Below are 15,805 nucleotides of genomic sequence, written 5' to 3' on the forward strand. Positions count from 1 at the left end.
AGCCTGGCTGCCCGTTTTTTTTGGCTTGATCCTTTTATTTTTCAGGGACGCGATTGGCGATGACCACTCACGACGCGCAACTGCCTGAACATCCATTGCAGCGCTTCTTCCGATCCCGACGTGCCAGACCGACTTTCGAGTGGGAGCGCCATCAACTGCGCGATGTGCTGGTCATCGACCACCCGCAATGTCAGGCCGTGTTCAGTCGTCAGGGCGCGCAACTGCTGCATTTTCAGCCGCAGGGCCAGAAACCCTGGCTCTGGTGTGCCGCTCAGTGGCCACAGGTGGGCGCCATTCGTGGAGGCGTGCCAGTCTGCTGGCCTTGGTATGGCCGGCATCCCGGCGAGAGCGGCTGGCCGGCGCACGGCTGGGGGCGTTTGCTGGACTGGAAGCTGATCGACAGCAGTGAGTGCGAAGAAGGCGTGAGCCTGCACTGGCGCTTGCAACTGTGGGACTGGCAGGTCGATCTGCATGCTGAACTGGGGCAGGGCATGGAACTGCGTCTGAGCACGCGTCACGAGGACAGCGAGCCGTGTCACTTCAGCCATGCGCTGCACGCGTACTGGCGGATCGGTGATGTGGCTGAAGTCGCGCTGGAGGGGCTCGACGGTGCACAGGGTTATGACGAACTCAGCCGACAGGCGTGTCAGCAACACGGCGAACTGCGCGTGGCAGGCGCCTGCCAGCGCGTATTCGAACACGCCGGCGCCCTACAGCTCCAGGACCCGATCTGGCAGCGCAGGCTTAACATCGACACCGGCGACAGCACCAACACCGTCGTCTGGCACCCCGGCAGCAGACCGCTTCTCGGCGTATGCGGCAGCGAAACCACAGGCTTCGTCCGTGTCGAAGCCGTCTCAGGCTCCGGCGACACCTTCAGCCTGCGGCCCGGAGAGCAGGTGCAGCTCAAACTGCAAGCCAGCCTGGCAGGGTGAGTTGCGTCGTCTTCACTCGCGCTCAGCAAGGATCCACCTGAGGATCACAGAACCGCTGTGTGACGCAGAGCGTCACGAAAGGCATTCCTACGCGGAGCGTTGGAGCGATAGTCAACGACACCCAGTCAGCCCTGATCCTCGATCGGATAACGGCTGTCATTCAGGCTTTCCTTGATCTTGCGCAAATGCGGCTGAAAGTCGACACCGCGACGCAACGTCATACCCGTGGCCAACACATCGAGCACAGTCAACTGAATGATCCGCGACGTCATCGGCATATAAATATCCGTGTCTTCCGGCAGAGGAATATTCAGACTCACCGTACTGGCCTGAGCCAGCGGCGAGCCGGCTGCCGTCAGCCCCAGCACCGACGCGCCATTGGCGCGCGCGATACGCGCCACTTCCACCAACTCACGAGTACGGCCCGTATACGAAATGATCACGAACAACTCGCCGGTATGCGCCACTGACGCAATCATCCGCTGCATCAGCACATCGGCATGCGCCGTCACCGCCAGATTGAAGCGGAAGAATTTATGCTGCGCATCCAGAGCCACCGGCGCCGAAGCACCCAGCCCGAAAAAATGGATCTGCCGCGCCTGGATGAGCATGTCCACAGACTTGCTGATCAAGGCCGGGTCCAACTGCTGGCAGGCGCTGTCCAGTGACGCGATGGCACTGCCGAAAATCTTCTGGGTATAGGCCTCCGGATTATCATCCGCTTCCACCGCACGGCTGACATAAGCCGCGCCGCTGGCCAGGCTCTGGGCCAGTTGCAGCTTCAATTCCGGATAGCCGCTGACACTGAACGAACGGCAGAAGCGATTGACCGTCGGCTCGCTGACCTTGGCGGCCTGGGCAAGCGCTGCAATGCTCAGCCGCGTTGCCATCTGCGGATTGAGCAGGATGACCTCGGCCACTTTGCGTTCGGCCTTGTTCAGCTCGTCGAGTCGGCCCTGGATTTGCTCCAGGAGGTTTCTTACGCGGTCCATTCAAAGTCCTTGTCGGGGCTGATTTACCAACGGTTTTGCCTTGGGCTTTTATTAGCCCTTTAGCCTGTAGCAAAGGTGGCCTATCGTACTGAGGGCCTGTGTTGATCACCACTGGAATATGCTTTCAGGCAGAATGTTGTGGTTATTACTACATATGGCCTTGAGTAACGCCTTTAAAAAAGGTATTTGTAGCCTAACTTGATAAAAGAACCAACATTATGCCCTTGATTACGGTTGAACCGTGCACATTTGCCCTGTTTGGTGCCTTGGGGGACCTGGCGGTACGCAAGCTGTTCCCGGCTCTTTATCAGCTTGATCGCGCTGGACTGCTGCATGAAGACACAAAAATTCTTGCCCTGGCGCGTGAACCGGGTGACGAAGAGTCGCATCTGGCGTACATCGAAAAATCCATGCGTCGCTTCATTCCCGAGACGGAACTGGAGCCGGACAACCTGGGCCGCTTTCTGGCGCGCCTCAGCTACCTGCATGTCGACTTCCTCAAGGCCGAGGATTACGTCGCACTCGCCGAGCGCGTCGGCAATGCCGAAACCCTGATCGCCTATTTCGCCACACCCGCCTCGGTCTACGGTGCCATCTGCGAGAACCTTGCGTCGGTCAACCTCGCTGAGCGCACGCGTGCCGTACTGGAAAAACCCATCGGTCACGACCTGGCCTCTTCGCGCCGGGTCAATGACGCTGTTGCGCAGTTTTTCCCGGAAAACCGCGTTTATCGTATCGACCACTATCTGGGCAAGGACACGGTACAGAACCTCATCGCTCTGCGCTTCGCCAACAGCCTGTTCGAAACCCAGTGGAACCAGAACCATATTTCGCACGTGGAGATCACGGTGGCCGAGAAGGTCGGCATCGAGGGCCGTTGGGGCTACTTCGATCAGGCCGGCCAGCTGCGTGACATGATCCAGAACCACCTGCTGCAGTTGCTCTGCCTGATTGCCATGGACCCGCCAAGCGACCTGTCCGCCGACAGTATCCGGGACGAGAAGGTCAAGGTCCTCAAGGCACTGGCCCCGTTTACCCCTGAGCGTCTGGCCACCCAGGTGGTGCGCGGCCAGTACACCTCCGGCTACAGCGAAGGCAAGGCGGTGCCTGGCTATCTGGAGGAAGAAAACTCCAATACCCAGAGCGATACCGAAACCTTCGTCGCGTTGCGTGCCGATATCCGCAACTGGCGCTGGTCGGGTACGCCGTTCTATCTGCGCACCGGCAAACGCATGCCGCAGAAGCTGTCGCAGATCGTGATCCATTTCAAAGAACCGCCGCACTACATCTTCGCGCCTGAACAGCGTTTGCAGATCAGCAACCGCCTGATCATCCGCCTGCAGCCTGACGAAGGCATTTCCTTGCAGGTGATGACCAAGGATCAGGGCCTGGACAAGGGCATGCAGCTGCGCAGCGGTCCCTTGCAACTGAATTTTTCCGACACCTACCGCAGCGCTCGTGTCCCCGACGCTTATGAGCGGTTGTTGCTGGAAGTCATGCGTGGCAATCAGAACCTGTTTGTCCGCAAAGATGAGATCGAGTACGCCTGGCAATGGTGTGATCAGTTGATCGCTGGCTGGAAGAAGGCGGGCGATGCGCCCAAGCCTTACCCGGCCGGAACCTGGGGGCCGATGAGCTCCATTGCCCTGATTACTCGCGACGGGAGATCCTGGTATGGCGACATGTGACCTCAAGCTGCCAGCAGGGCTGGTAGCACACGATTTCGACACAGCGCAGCAACTGGCCGATGCACTGGCTGAAACTGTCGCCGAACGCCTCAAGCAGGCGATCAGCGAGAACGGTCTGGCGACGCTGGTGGTGTCCGGTGGACGCAGCCCGGTCGCCTTCTTCCAGCGTCTGGCGGCACAGCCGCTGGAGTGGTCGAAGGTCGTCATCAGTCTGGCGGACGAGCGCTTTGTGCCGACCGAACATGCCGACAGCAATGCCGGCCTGTTGCACCGCCACTTGTTGCAGGGGCCTGTGGCGAAGGCGAAGTTTCTCGGCCTGTACAGCGTTGCGAGCAGTGTCGAGGAAGCCGCTCAGGCTGCCGATCAGGCACTGGCCGAGCTGCCACCCATTGATGTACTGATTCTGGGCATGGGCGACGATGGGCATACCGCGTCGCTGTTCCCCAACAGCCCGAATCTGAGCGAAGCCCTTGACCTGCAAGGTGAGCGCCGCTGCCTGCCCATGCTCGCACCGAGCGTGCCGCACCAGCGCCTGACCCTGACCCGCCGCCTGCTGGCGTCGGCGCGTTCACCGATTCTGTCGGTGTCCGGTCAGGCCAAACTCGACACTCTGCGCACCGCGCTGGCAGGCGACGACCTCGCCGAGATGCCGGTGCGTGCCTTTCTCAACCCGTCTCTCGAGATTTACTGGTGCCCATAAGCCCCGATAAGCCCCACAAACAAAGGAACCGTCGCCATGACACAGAATGAAAATAATCAGCCGCTGACCAGCATGGCGAACAAGATTGCCCAGATCGACGAACTCTGCGCCAAGGCGAAGATTCTGCCGGTGATTACCATCGCCCGTGACCAGGACGTACTGCCGCTGGCCGATGCACTGGCCGCTGGCGGCATGACTGCACTGGAGGTGACCCTGCGCTCGGCGTTCGGTCTGAGCGCCATTCGTATCCTGCGTGAACAGCGCCCCGAGCTGTGTGTGGGCGCCGGGACCATCCTGGACCGCAAGATGCTGGCTGACGCTGAAGCGGCCGGTTCACAGTTCATCGTCACTCCCGGCAGCACGCAAGACCTGCTGCAAGCCGCGGTCGACAGCCCTTTGCCGCTGTTGCCGGGTGTCAGCAGCGCCTCGGAAATCATGATCGGCTATGCCATGGGCTATCGCCGCTTCAAGCTGTTCCCGGCTGAGATCAGTGGTGGCGTGGCAGCGATCAAGGCCTTGGGCGGGCCGTTCAACGAGGTGCGTTTCTGCCCCACAGGCGGTGTCAACGAGCATAACCTCAAGAGCTACATGGCCCTGCCCAACGTCATGTGCGTAGGCGGCACCTGGATGATCGATAACGCATGGGTCAAGAATGGCGACTGGGGGCGTATCCAGGAAGCGACTGCGCAGGCAATGGCACTGTTTGACTGATTTTCAGGATTTCGGAGTCAGCCCTTGCTGCTGATTCCGACAAGGAAGGTGTTGTTGGTTGTATGGCTTTTCGGTGCTCCCTGGTCCGGAGCACCGTTTTTTTCTCCCCGGACCGTCTCTTTGTTTATCCCTTGTCCTTGAACGACTGGCGTGGACGTGTGCGCAACGGGTCCAATAGCGCGCCAAGGCCGTTGTGATCGATTTCCTGCATCGGCGCCAACAGACCTCCCAACTCTCCTTTGGGAAAGCCTTCCCGGGCGAACCAGTTCAGATAATGCCCCGGTAAATCAGCGATCAACCGACCTTTGTATTTGCCGAACGGCATTTCCTGTGTCACCAGCAGCTTGAGTTTTTCCGGATTCATCCGCGATACGCCTGTATTTCTCTTTCAGCCAGTACGATACGTGCATTCTGCATGCAGGCCAAACGACAGATCATGCAGAAGTCACGAACGGCCAATTGTGAAAATTTCGTAAGTCATTGATTTTAAATAGTTATTTTCGTATCAGAAACTGGCACGGTGTCTGCAATTACCTATACATCGAACACTTTCGTATCAACCTGCCATTAGGAAATTATCAAATGACTGATATCAACAAAGAAACGATCTCTATCCTGAATGACCTGATCGAAACCAGCAAAGACGGTGAAGAAGGTTTCCGTACCAGCGCAGAACACGCAAAAAGCGCCCAGGTGAAATCTTTCCTCGCAAACCGCTCTACCGAAGTCGCTGCAGCCGTTCGTGAACTGCAAGCTGAAGTGACCGCACTGGGTGGCAAGCCTGAAGATTCTTCCAGCGTATCTGGCGCACTGCACCGCGCATGGGTCAACCTGAAGTCGATGGTTACTTCCGACGACGACAAGGCCGTACTGGAAGAGGTTGAAAAAGGCGAAGACGTTGCCAAGAAGGCTTACCGCGAAGCGCTGGAAAAAGCCCGTGCCAAGAACGTTTCGCCTAACGTTATCGCGCTGATTGAAAAGCAGCAGGCTGGCGTTCTGGCCAACCACGACAAAGTAAAAGCACTGCGTGACGCAGCACGTGCAGCCCACGCCGCATCGTAATCCGATGCGTCAGCGGTAACCGAAAAAACGCCAGCCAGTCTGGCGTTTTTTTATGCCCGAACGCAGCTGGTCAGACCGGGTCTGTCACCTTTCTGGCAACCGAACTGCGGTACTCGACCCGGTTGCGCCCATTGTCCTTGGCCTGATACAGCGCCTTGTCGGCCACCCCGAAAAATGCTTCCAGCTTGTCTCCCTGACGGACGACCTCCGAAGCGACCCCGATACTGACCGTGATGGGATACTCGGCATTCATGAACAGCGGAAGTGCCTCCGCAGCCTTGCGGATTTTTTCCGCGATCAGCATGGCACCCGGCAAGTCTGTTTCCGGCAACACAACCACGAACTCTTCGCCGCCATAGCGTGCCACGCGGTCGCCCGGACGACGGATGCAGTATGAGATGGTCTGCGCAATCAGACGCAGCGCCTCGTCCCCGCCCTGATGGCCATGACGCTCATTGAATGCCTTGAAATGGTCTACATCGATCATCAGCAATGACAGCTGCTTGCCGGAGCGTTGCGCTCGCGCCCATTCGACTTCCATGGCTTCGTCAAGCTGGCGGCGATTGTCAAGCCCGGTCAGACCATCTGTCGCGGCCAGGCTGGCCAGTGCATCTTCGGCACGGTGGCGCCTTCTCAGCTCGCGACACAGCAGCCAGGTCAGCCACAAAATGCCCAGACACAATATGCTGGTCGCGGAGCCGACCAGCCAGGCATTGCGCCGCCAGACGGCATACACCTCATCTTCGGATTGCCCGATCACCACGATCAGCGGCAAGTTGCCGACTCGGGAGAAGGTATACAGCCGACGAGCATTCAACTGCGTCGACATCGCGGCAAAGCTGCCATCGCCTTCCTGAAGGATGCGCTGAAAGTTGGGGCTGTGGCTGTAATCCTTGCCGATCAACTCCTGGCCTTCCATTTCCGGGTAGCGAACGATCAGAATGCCTGAGGTATTGATCAGGTTGATGCTGCTCTCACTGCCCAGATTCTGGCTCATGAACAGGTGTTTGAAATACACCAGGCGCATCGCCGCGCTCACGACCCCCATGAACTCGCCGTTGGGTCCTGATAGGCGACGGCTGAAACTGATGCACCAGTCCTTGTAGCCCCAGCGAGTCTTGTACGGCGCGCTGACATGTAGTGTCAAAGAGCGGTCTGTTGCATGGTCCTTGAAATAGGCGCGGTCAGCGAAGTTGTCATGTCGAGGAGTGACAGACAACGAATCAGCCAATATTTCGCCGCGGTTATCGAGCAATACCAGATCGCCCTTGTAAGAGGCGGCGGTGGCGCGATCAAACAGAACAAGTTGGCGCAGTTCAGGTGACAATTGCTGAAGGTCCGGACGCTGCCAGGCGCTGATCATGCCCTGTAGGGAAGAGTCGTAAAGTTCTGCGTTACGCATGACGTCGGCATCGATCAAGCGCACGATATTGGACGCTGCACGTGCCGCTGTCTGTGCCGCGTCGTCGCGCTCCCGGGCCAGTAAAGACGCGACAATCGCCAGAATGGCGAGCATTGAAACCGAGCTGCCGAAAATCAATATCAGCTCCGGACGGGTCCATTTGAGCCGGGCTTGCCGAGAAAACGCAAACACCATCATCGGTTGTTCTACCTGTAGACGAATGATTCTTGATAATCGGTTAATAAAATTATCAGTTAGGTGGGGAACTTATTGACGCGTGTATAACACGCTCCTTATAGCCCCATATGAAGGGAATGTGAATAAAGCAACTGTATTTAAAACGCTGCGAACAGACGCACACTGAGGACCGTGAAAACGGTCAATGTAGTCAGTATTTTCAGGTGTCAGCGAGGCAACTGGATGCCGAAGGTATTGGCGCCCTTCTCGCTGTTCACGAACACGGTGCCGCCATGCATCAAGGCAATCGCCTTGACGATGGCCAGCCCCAGGCCGTGATTGGCGCCGCTGTTACTGCGTGAGGCATCCACCCGATAAAAGCGCTCGAACAGTCTGGGTAAATGTTCCTGAGCGATTTGTACGCCCGGATTGGTCACGCTGACAGTGACATGGGCATCGCGGGATTCGATGTTGACTTCAATCACTTCACCAGCGCCAGTGTGCTGAACGGCGTTATGCAACAGATTGATCAGCGCGCGGCGCAAGTGGTGTTTTTCAATGGGTGCGCTGGCGTCGCCGTGGACACGGACTTGCACGTGCGCGTCTTCCAGAATGAAGTCCAGATAATCCAGCGTCGTCGCGACTTCTTCAGCCAGTGAGGTGCAGATCTGTGCCTTGACCTTGGTGCCCTGATCGGCGCTGGCCAGAAACAGCATGTCGTTGATGATCGAGCGCAGGCGCTCCAGCTCTTCGAGGTTCGACTGCAACACCTCGAAATAATGCTCGGCAGAGCGGCCACGGGTCAGCGCCACCTGGGTCTGACCGATCAGGTTGGTCAGCGGTGAACGAAGCTCGTGTGCCACATCGGCATTGAACGACTCAAGCCTCGAGTAGGCTTGCTCGACGCGTTCCAGCGTGGAGTTGAACGAGGCGACAAATTGCTCGAGTTCCGGTGGCAGCGGCGACAACTGCAAGCGTCCGGACAGCCTTGGCGGGGCGAGCTTCTGGACTTCCTGCGAAAGGCTGGTCAGCTGTCGCAGGCCAATCCGCGCGACCCAGTAGCCCAGCGCCGACGCGAGCAGAATGCCCAGCGTGGCCAGGCTGATCAAGGCGACCAGCAGCGAGTGCTGCGTGTGCCAGAACGTCTCGGTGTCGATGGCAGTCAGAAAGCGCAGGGCCGGACGCTGTTCCTTGGCGGGAAACTCGCTGACCAGCACTTTGAACGAAAACGGGTGGTCCGCCAGCTTCAGGTCGTGCATGCCCAGCGGCCCCTGTGCAAAACGACGAATGTCCGAACTCATAGAGCGGATTGTCACTCACCACCCAGAAGCGCAGGCGTTTGTCCTCTTCACTGAGCAAGGTGAGCTTGGCCTTGATCTTGCGCCAGTGTTCCGGGTTGCCGAAACGATTGACCGCCGATTCCAGCACGCTGTAGCGCGCATCCACCTCTGCACGGGGCAGCAAATCGAGGCTTTTGTCGACCTGCAGGTACAAGGCCCAGCCGATCAGCAGGAACACCACCAGTGGCACCAGCGCGAACAGCCCGCTCAGGCGCAGGGCAATCGAATCAACCCGCACTGCGGTTCTCCAGCACATAGCCCATGCCGCGAATGGTGTGCAGCAGCTTGTGCTCGTGAGGGCCATCGAGCTTGGCCCGCAAGCGCTTGATCGCGACTTCGACCACATTGGTATCGCTGTCGAAGTTGATGTCCCAGACCATCTCGGCGATGGATGTCTTGGAAAGGATGTCACCCTGACGTCGGGCCAGCACACTGAGCAGCGAAAACTCCTTGGCGGTCAGGTCCAGGCGCAGGCCGGCGCGGGTCGCCTTGCGGCTGATCAGGTCTATCCACAGGTCGGCGATGGTGATCTGCACCGGCTCGTGGCCACCGCTGCGCCGCGTCAGGGCCTGCAGGCGGGCGACCAGTTCCAGAAAGGAAAACGGCTTGCCCAGGTAATCATCCGCGCCTTCGCGCAGGCCGCGAATGCGGTCGTCGACCTGCTCGCGCGCGGTCAGCATGATCACGGGCGTCTGTTTGCGCGCACGCAGCGCACGCAACACCCCAAAACCATCCAGGCCCGGCAGCATCACGTCGAGAATGACGATCGCATGGTCATTCTCCAGCGCCAGGTGCAGGCCTTCGATCCCGTCGCGCGCCACGTCCACGGCATAGCCCTGTTCGGTCAGACCGCGACGCAGGTAGTCGGCGGTTTTCTCTTCGTCTTCGATAATCAGCACGCGCATCGGGCAACTCTCACTTTTGCAGGGCCAGCGTCGGTGCGGCGGGCGCCGGTTGGCGTCGATGAAACAGCCGCTCCAGTTGCAGATAAATGACCGGCGTGGTGAACAACGTGAGCATCTGGCTCACCAGCAGGCCGCCAACCACGGCTATACCCAGCGGCTGCCGCAACTCGGCACCGACGCCGAAACCGAGCATCAGCGGCAGTGCGCCGAGCAGGGCGGCGAGGGTGGTCATGATAATCGGTCGGAAGCGGGTGATGCAGGCCTCATAAATGGCCTCGTGCGGCGTGAGGCCCTGCTCGCGCTGGGCCTGCAGGGCAAAGTCCACCAGCAGAATACCGTTCTTTTTGACGATACCAATCAGCAACACCACGCCGATCAGGGCCATGATCGAGAAGTCCTGCCCCATCATCCACAGCAGCAACAGTGCGCCGATGCCTGCCGAGGGCAGGGTGGAGATGATGGTCAGCGGATGCACGAAGCTTTCATAGAGCACGCCCAGAATGATGTACACCGCCACCAGCGCCGCAAGGATCAGCCAGGGCTGGTTGGCCAGCGAACTCTGGAACGCCTGGGCCGCGCCCTGGAAGCTGCCGATGATCGAGGCGGGCATGCCGATTTCGTTCTTGGCCTGATCGAGCATGCTCACGGCATCGCCCAGGGCGACCCCGGGTGCCAGGTTGAACGACAGGTTCGCCGCGGGGAACATCCCGTCATGGCTGATCGATAACGGTCCCATGCGCGGCGCACTGACTTTGGCCAGAGCCGACAGCGGCACCATTTCGCTGGTCAGCGGCGAGCGCAGATAGAAGTACGCCAGGCTTTCGGCCTTGCCGCGTTGTTGGGCGTCCAGTTCAAGGATCACCTTGTACTGGTTGACTTCAGTCTGATACTCGCTGATCTGCCGCTGGCCGAATGCGTCGTACAGCGCCTGGTCGACATCGGCCGTGGTCAGGCCGAATCGCGCGGCAGCACTGCGGTCGATGTCGATGTGCGTGACGCTGCCGCCCAGTTGCAAGTCGTTGGACATGTCGCGAAATGCAGGGTTGCTGCGCAGTTTTTCAGTCAGCCGTTGCGTCCAGGTGTTGAGCAATTCGCCGTCGTTGCTCTTGAGCACGTACTGGTACTGACTGCGGCTCGGGCCGGAGCTGAGGTTGATGTCCTGCCCGGCGCGCAGATACAGAACGATGCCCGGGACCTTGGCCAGTTTGGGGCGCAGGCGGTCGATGAATTCACTGACCGACACATCGCGTTCGGAGCGTGGCTTGAGCGAGATCCAGAAGCGGCCGTTGGCGATGGTCTGGTTGCTGCCTGAAACACCGACCGAATGCGAGAACGCCAGCACCGCAGGGTCCGCGCCGACGATCTTTGCTAGCTCCAGGTGTTTTTCCACCATGTCCGGGTAGGAGATGTCAGCAGCTGCCTCGGTGGTCCCGAGTGCAAACGCGGTGTCCTGGACCGGAAAGAAGCCTTTGGGTATGAGGATGTAACCGACTACCGCCAGCGCCAGGGTCATGCCGAATATGCCAAGCATCAGCCGTTGATGGGCCAGGGCCTTGCGCAGGCCGCGCTCGTAGGAGGCGAGCAGGCGTTCACCAAACCCCGGTTTCTGATGCGGGTGATGGGTGGGCGCGCGCATGAACAGAGCGGCCAGGGTCGGCGCGAGGGTCAGGGAGACGACCACCGAAATAAGAATGGTCGCGGTTGCGGTCAGTGCGAATTCCTTGAACAGTCGCCCGACCACGCCGCCCATGAACAATAGCGGAATGAACGCCGCCACCAGCGAGAAACTGATCGACACCACGGTAAAGCCGATTTCTCCGGAGCCCTTTATCGCCGCCTCGCGCATGCCTTGGCCGGCTTCGAGGTGACGGTGGATGTTCTCGACCACCACGATGGCGTCGTCCACCACGAAACCGACCGCGACCACGATGGCCACCAGTGTCAGGTTGTTCAGGCTGAAGCCGAACAGGTACATCATCGCAAAGCTGGCAATCAGCGAGACCCCGAGTACCGCACTGACGATCAGGGTGGCTGACAGTTGGCGCAGGAACAGCGCCATGACCGCGACCACCAGCAGCACCGCGATCAGCAGGGTCAGTTCCACTTCATGCAGCGAGGCACGGATGGTGCGGGTCCGGTCGTTGAGTACCGATACATCGACGCTGGCCGGGAGCATTTCCTGCAAGCGTGGCAATTCACGCTGGATACGGTCCACGGTGTCGACAATGTTGGCGCCCGGCTGGCGGAAGATGGCGATGTTGACGCCTTGCTGATCGCCGGACCACGCCTTGACGTAGGCGTTTTCCGAGCCCGCGACGACCCGAGCCACATCCTTGAGCTGGACGGGCGCGCCGTTTTTGTAGGAAACAATCAGTTGCGCGTAGTCCTGCGGCTTGAACAACTGGTCGTTGGAAGACAGGGTCGAAATACTGTCCTTGCCGTACAGGGCACCCTTGGCCAGGTTCAGGCTGGTCTGTTGCACCGCTTGGCGAATGTCCGCCAGGGTCAGCCCCAGCGCGGCGAGTTTCTCGGGGGCGGCCTGGACACGAATCGCCGGACGCTGCTGACCGGTGATGTATACCTGGCCCACCCCTTCGATCTGGCTGAGCTGGCGCGCCAGAATGGTTTCGGTGACGTCGCTCAATTCGGTGCCGGGGATCAGACTGGAACTCACGCTGAGGATCAGCACCGGGCTGTCGGCCGGGTTGACCTTGCGCTAGGTTGGCAGACTGGGCAGATCGGCCGGCAGGCGTCCGGCGGCGGTATTGATGGCGGCCTGGACTTCCTGGGCCGCAGTGTCGATGCTTTTGTTGAGGGTGAACTGCAGCGTAAGGTTGGTGGAGCCCAGTGCGCTGCTGGAGGTCATCTGGGTCATGCCCGGTATCGCACTGAACTGCACTTCCAGTGGCGTGGCAACCGAAGACGCCATGGTCTCGGGGCTGGCGCCGGGCAGTTGCGCGGTGACCTGGATGGTCGGGAATTCCGCTTCCGGCAACGGCGCGATCGGCAGACGCGGAAAGGCAATGACCCCCAGCAGTACCAATGCGAAGGTCAACAACAAGGTGGCCACCGGATGGTCGATGCACCACGCCGATACCGAACCACGGCCGTTCATCGTGCGGGCTCCACTTGCGCGCTGGCGACATCCGCAGCAGGCGCGGTGATCACTTCGACCGTTGCTCCCGGGCGTAGCCGCGACTGGCCGTCGCTGACCAGTACATCGCCAGCACGCGGCCCGCTGATCAGCGTCTGCTCGCTGTCCTGATAGAGCACTTTGACGGGTACGACTTCCACCTTGTTATCGGCAGTGAGCCGATAGACAAAGTGCAGGTCAACGCCGCGCTGCACCACTTGTGGTGGCACTTTCAGCGAGTTGAGTTCGATACCGGTCTGGATCTTCACGGTCACCAGTTGCCCTGGCCAGAGTTGCTCGCCGGGGTTTTTGAATTGAGCCTTGGCGCGGATCGTACCGGTGCTGGCCGACACCTGATTGTCGATCAATGAAAGCGTGCCTTCACCCAGCAGCAGGCCGTTGGCCGCGCCGTCGCCCTGATACGCCTTGACGGTCGCAGCGTTGCGCTCGGCAATCAGCCCCTGCAGGGTCGGCAACATCTGCTGTGGCAGGGAAAACTCCACGGCAATCGGGTCGATCTGGGTCACTGAAAACAGTCCGGCAGCATCACTGACGCGCAGGAAGTTGCCTTCATCGACATTGCGAATGCCGACCCGTCCCGTTACCGGCGAGCGAATCTGAGTGTAGGACAGTTGCACCTGTGAGGCGTTGATGCTCGCTTCGTTGCCTTTTGCCGTGGCTTCGAGCTGCCTGACCAGTGCCTGTTGCTGATCGAACGTCTGTCGCGAGATACCATTTTCCTGGGTGAGCTGGCGATAGCGCTTGAGGTCCAATTGCGCTACGTCCAGCTGCGCCTTGCTCTGCGCCAACTGGGCACGCGCCTGTTCCAGCGCAGCCCTGATAGAGCGGTCATCCAGCGTTGCCAACAGGTCTCCGGCCTTGACCTGCTGACCTTCCTTGACCAGCACGCGCGTCAGCACCCCATCCACCTGGGGGCGGATCACGACGCTTTGCAGCGACAGCACCGATCCGATCCCTGTGACGAAGCGCGGCACGTCTTCAAGACTGACTGTGATCACTTTGACCGGCACAGCGGCAGCGGCATTTTTGGGAAGCGTGGCCGGGCGTGTCAGTTTCCAGCCTGCAATCGCCACACAGGCGATCACCAGAACGACAGCGGTGACGGTCAGGGTCTTTCTGCGCATATGAAGAAAACGCCAAATGTCAGTACGGGAGAGATATTTTTTACAGCTTCCTTATAGCCTGCAAACCCGGTCAACAGAATGACTTTCAGCTGTCAGGTTTGTCAGAAAGCCTCCAGCGGGTGTGGCGTGCAGTCAAGAAAAGTCGGAATTGGACGATATCTATGTTGAAGAGATAGTTGTCCAGATGTTTATTAAGTCCTAGGAGTTTTCCTACATTTTCCTAAGTAGGTTTCTGGCAGGTCATTCTCTCATCAACTTAACTTATCGCATGAGTCAATGAATGGAGTACGCCATGAGCCGTCAGAAAACGAACGGAAAAGTGATGTGGAAGTTACGGTCCCTTGATAAAAACCTGTGGGTCGCAATCATGTCGACGCTGTGGCTGGCTACTCCCGCTGTGTCATGGGCAAAGGACAGTTCAATAACGTTGCGTGGCAGTATCGTCAACAGCAGTTGCAGGGTTTCCAGTACAGAGATAACGATGCCCGGTAATCAGTCGAGAACGCTGGAAGTTGCACCCGGGGTCATTATTCATGTGAGCACCGAACGCAATGTCTGTGGTGAGCAGGCAATGCCCTTCGTGACGCAGTATCAGGTATTGCCTGCCGCCGTGGTTATCGACGGAGAAGCCCTGCAGGCGCGCGCTGCCGTCGTTACGTTGAGCTATCAATAACTAGCTGCCTGTTGTGTTTTCTCGTCCGGACTGTCACGTTTTCAAGTGGCAGTCCAGTGCCCGCCAGGTTTGAACGATACATAACCTCGGCCACAGTCAAGGCGTCGCTAGTCTGTACCTGAGTAAAGACGCGCTTCTGTATGGAAAAGGGTTTTTATCAGTGTGCCGGGCACGACTTATAAATATTCCTACAGACCTGTCCTGCGTGTCGTGTTGTGTTGTCTGCGGGGTGAAAGTTACCGGGCTGACAGCATTGAAATAGACCTGGCTCTATAGTGCTCACCGTCCGATAGCGGGCACACACGAAATAACACAAGGAAGGTCGTTAGCATGAAAAAGCGTTCTCTTACATTGGCAGTTCTGGGCGTAATGGGCGTTGGCATGGCAGGTACCGCCAGTGCTGCGAACAACGGCACAATGGTCTTTAACGGAACACTGACCAATATCTCCTGCGATGTGGGGCCGGGCACGGGTGTCAGTGCGGGGACCAACCCTGGCGAAATCAATATCGACCTGGGCAACGTGTCCTTCTCCGATATCGGTGTATCGAGCGAAAGCCGATTCGAGACGGCTGCCCCCATCCAGCTGCTGGTCAACTGCAGTGCCGGTGCAGACCAGTACAACATGGTGAAGATGCGCCTTATTGCCCGTAACGGCAGTGGCCTGGACAACAACGACGCGAAACTCCTGCGCACCACCGGTGCGGCAGATGGCGTCGGTATCGGCCTGCTCAATGCGTCCAGTGTGCTGATGGATCTGAGTGGTGACGAAACCGTCGACACCACGCTGATCAAGGATGGCGCCAACGGTGCCACCGCTGAAATCAATTTTGGCGCGGTGTATGTGCTTAACGGCACGCCCACCAATCCGGGTAATGCCGACGGCTTCCTGCCGTTCGTGATGGATTACGAGTAATCGTGTCGGGCAGGGCGGGCAGTGCTC

12 protein-coding genes and 2 pseudogenes are annotated in these 15,805 nt (G+C 59.1%); 7 read left to right on the forward strand and 7 right to left on the reverse strand.

The window, feature by feature from the left end:
• Positions 1-59 precede the first annotated feature (59 nt).
• A complete protein-coding gene (locus PCPL58_RS07885; RefSeq protein ID WP_065349177.1) occupies positions 60-935 on the forward strand; it encodes a D-hexose-6-phosphate mutarotase in 876 nt (291 codons plus the stop codon).
• Between the two features lie 125 nt (positions 936-1,060).
• Here the strand turns inward: PCPL58_RS07885 and PCPL58_RS07890 are convergent, their stop codons facing one another.
• The gene (locus PCPL58_RS07890) at positions 1,061-1,927 is read right to left on the reverse strand and encodes a MurR/RpiR family transcriptional regulator (RefSeq protein ID WP_002552324.1); all 867 of its coding nucleotides are present in this window, start codon (positions 1,925-1,927) and stop codon (positions 1,061-1,063) included.
• 218 nt (positions 1,928-2,145) lie between these two features.
• Here PCPL58_RS07890 and zwf point away from each other — a divergent pair, with 218 nt between their 5' ends.
• The 3 genes from zwf to PCPL58_RS07905 are packed head-to-tail and all read left to right on the forward strand — an operon-like array spanning position 2,146 to position 5,026.
• Positions 2,146-3,615: a glucose-6-phosphate dehydrogenase gene (gene zwf, locus PCPL58_RS07895; protein ID WP_003408964.1), complete on the forward strand. Its 1,470-nt coding sequence runs from the start codon at positions 2,146-2,148 to the stop codon at positions 3,613-3,615.
• Positions 3,602-4,315: a 6-phosphogluconolactonase gene (gene pgl / locus PCPL58_RS07900; protein WP_003365295.1), complete on the forward strand. Its 714-nt coding sequence runs from the start codon at positions 3,602-3,604 to the stop codon at positions 4,313-4,315. Before zwf ends, pgl begins: the two co-directional genes overlap by 14 nt.
• A gap of 36 nt (positions 4,316-4,351) precedes the next feature.
• A complete protein-coding gene (locus PCPL58_RS07905) occupies positions 4,352-5,026 on the forward strand; it encodes a bifunctional 4-hydroxy-2-oxoglutarate aldolase/2-dehydro-3-deoxy-phosphogluconate aldolase (RefSeq protein WP_003365294.1) in 675 nt (224 codons plus the stop codon).
• 124 nt (positions 5,027-5,150) lie between these two features.
• On the opposite strand, the gene PCPL58_RS07910 is transcribed toward PCPL58_RS07905, so the two are convergent.
• Entirely contained in the window at positions 5,151-5,390 is a 240-nt protein-coding gene (locus PCPL58_RS07910; RefSeq protein ID WP_083188342.1) for a DUF3820 family protein, read from the reverse strand.
• Positions 5,391-5,608: 218 nt separating this feature from the next.
• On the opposite strand from PCPL58_RS07910, the gene PCPL58_RS07915 reads away from it, so the two are divergent.
• Positions 5,609-6,088: a PA2169 family four-helix-bundle protein gene (locus PCPL58_RS07915; protein WP_002552329.1), complete on the forward strand. Its 480-nt coding sequence runs from the start codon at positions 5,609-5,611 to the stop codon at positions 6,086-6,088.
• A gap of 70 nt (positions 6,089-6,158) precedes the next feature.
• Here PCPL58_RS07915 and PCPL58_RS07920 read toward each other — a convergent pair whose 3' ends face one another.
• The 5 genes and pseudogenes from PCPL58_RS07920 to PCPL58_RS07940 all read right to left on the reverse strand — a co-directional run bounded on the left by PCPL58_RS07920 (position 6,159) and on the right by PCPL58_RS07940 (position 14,190).
• Entirely contained in the window at positions 6,159-7,688 is a 1,530-nt protein-coding gene (locus tag PCPL58_RS07920; RefSeq protein WP_065349178.1) for a sensor domain-containing diguanylate cyclase, read from the reverse strand.
• Between the two features lie 206 nt (positions 7,689-7,894).
• Positions 7,895-9,245: pseudogene (locus PCPL58_RS07925) on the reverse strand (heavy metal sensor histidine kinase).
• Positions 9,235-9,912 (reverse strand): heavy metal response regulator transcription factor, encoded by a 678-nt coding sequence (locus tag PCPL58_RS07930; protein WP_003314062.1) that lies wholly within the window; start codon positions 9,910-9,912, stop codon positions 9,235-9,237. The pseudogene PCPL58_RS07925 and the gene PCPL58_RS07930 overlap by 11 nt, the downstream one beginning before the upstream one ends.
• 10 nt (positions 9,913-9,922) lie before the next feature.
• Positions 9,923-13,027, reverse strand: a pseudogene (locus PCPL58_RS07935) (multidrug efflux RND transporter permease subunit).
• The gene (locus tag PCPL58_RS07940; protein ID WP_065349179.1) at positions 13,024-14,190 is read right to left on the reverse strand and encodes an efflux RND transporter periplasmic adaptor subunit; all 1,167 of its coding nucleotides are present in this window, start codon (positions 14,188-14,190) and stop codon (positions 13,024-13,026) included. Before PCPL58_RS07940 ends, PCPL58_RS07935 begins: the two are co-directional and overlap by 4 nt.
• Positions 14,191-14,482: 292 nt before the next feature.
• On the opposite strand from PCPL58_RS07940, the gene PCPL58_RS07945 reads away from it, so the two are divergent.
• Positions 14,483-14,863 carry a hypothetical protein gene (locus PCPL58_RS07945; RefSeq protein WP_065351019.1) on the forward strand — a complete coding sequence of 127 codons (381 nt, stop codon included), beginning with the start codon at positions 14,483-14,485 and terminating at the stop codon, positions 14,861-14,863.
• A 330-nt stretch (positions 14,864-15,193) separates the two neighbouring features.
• On the forward strand, positions 15,194-15,778 hold the full coding sequence (locus PCPL58_RS07950; protein WP_003365284.1) for a fimbrial protein: 585 nt from the start codon (positions 15,194-15,196) through the stop codon (positions 15,776-15,778).
• Positions 15,779-15,805 lie beyond the last annotated feature (27 nt).

Source organism: Pseudomonas cerasi, assembly GCF_900074915.1.
GTDB classification, from domain to species: Bacteria; Pseudomonadota; Gammaproteobacteria; order Pseudomonadales; family Pseudomonadaceae; genus Aquipseudomonas; species Aquipseudomonas cerasi.

What these genes read in the sequence shown, in the direction of transcription:
- PCPL58_RS07910 (WP_083188342.1), bottom strand. Translation starts at nt 5,390, where the DNA reads ATGAATCCGGAAAAACTCAAGCTGCTGGTGACACAGGAAATGCCGTTC.
- PCPL58_RS07905 (WP_003365294.1), top strand. Translation starts at nt 4,352, where the DNA reads ATGACACAGAATGAAAATAATCAGCCGCTGACCAGCATGGCGAACAAG.
- pgl (WP_003365295.1), top strand. Translation starts at nt 3,602, where the DNA reads ATGGCGACATGTGACCTCAAGCTGCCAGCAGGGCTGGTAGCACACGAT.
- PCPL58_RS07940 (WP_065349179.1), bottom strand. Translation starts at nt 14,190, where the DNA reads ATGCGCAGAAAGACCCTGACCGTCACCGCTGTCGTTCTGGTGATCGCC.
- PCPL58_RS07890 (WP_002552324.1), bottom strand. Translation starts at nt 1,927, where the DNA reads ATGGACCGCGTAAGAAACCTCCTGGAGCAAATCCAGGGCCGACTCGAC.
- PCPL58_RS07885 (WP_065349177.1), top strand. Translation starts at nt 60, where the DNA reads ATGACCACTCACGACGCGCAACTGCCTGAACATCCATTGCAGCGCTTC.
- PCPL58_RS07950 (WP_003365284.1), top strand. Translation starts at nt 15,194, where the DNA reads ATGAAAAAGCGTTCTCTTACATTGGCAGTTCTGGGCGTAATGGGCGTT.
- PCPL58_RS07945 (WP_065351019.1), top strand. Translation starts at nt 14,483, where the DNA reads ATGAGCCGTCAGAAAACGAACGGAAAAGTGATGTGGAAGTTACGGTCC.
- PCPL58_RS07930 (WP_003314062.1), bottom strand. Translation starts at nt 9,912, where the DNA reads ATGCGCGTGCTGATTATCGAAGACGAAGAGAAAACCGCCGACTACCTG.
- PCPL58_RS07915 (WP_002552329.1), top strand. Translation starts at nt 5,609, where the DNA reads ATGACTGATATCAACAAAGAAACGATCTCTATCCTGAATGACCTGATC.
- zwf (WP_003408964.1), top strand. Translation starts at nt 2,146, where the DNA reads ATGCCCTTGATTACGGTTGAACCGTGCACATTTGCCCTGTTTGGTGCC.
- PCPL58_RS07920 (WP_065349178.1), bottom strand. Translation starts at nt 7,688, where the DNA reads ATGATGGTGTTTGCGTTTTCTCGGCAAGCCCGGCTCAAATGGACCCGT.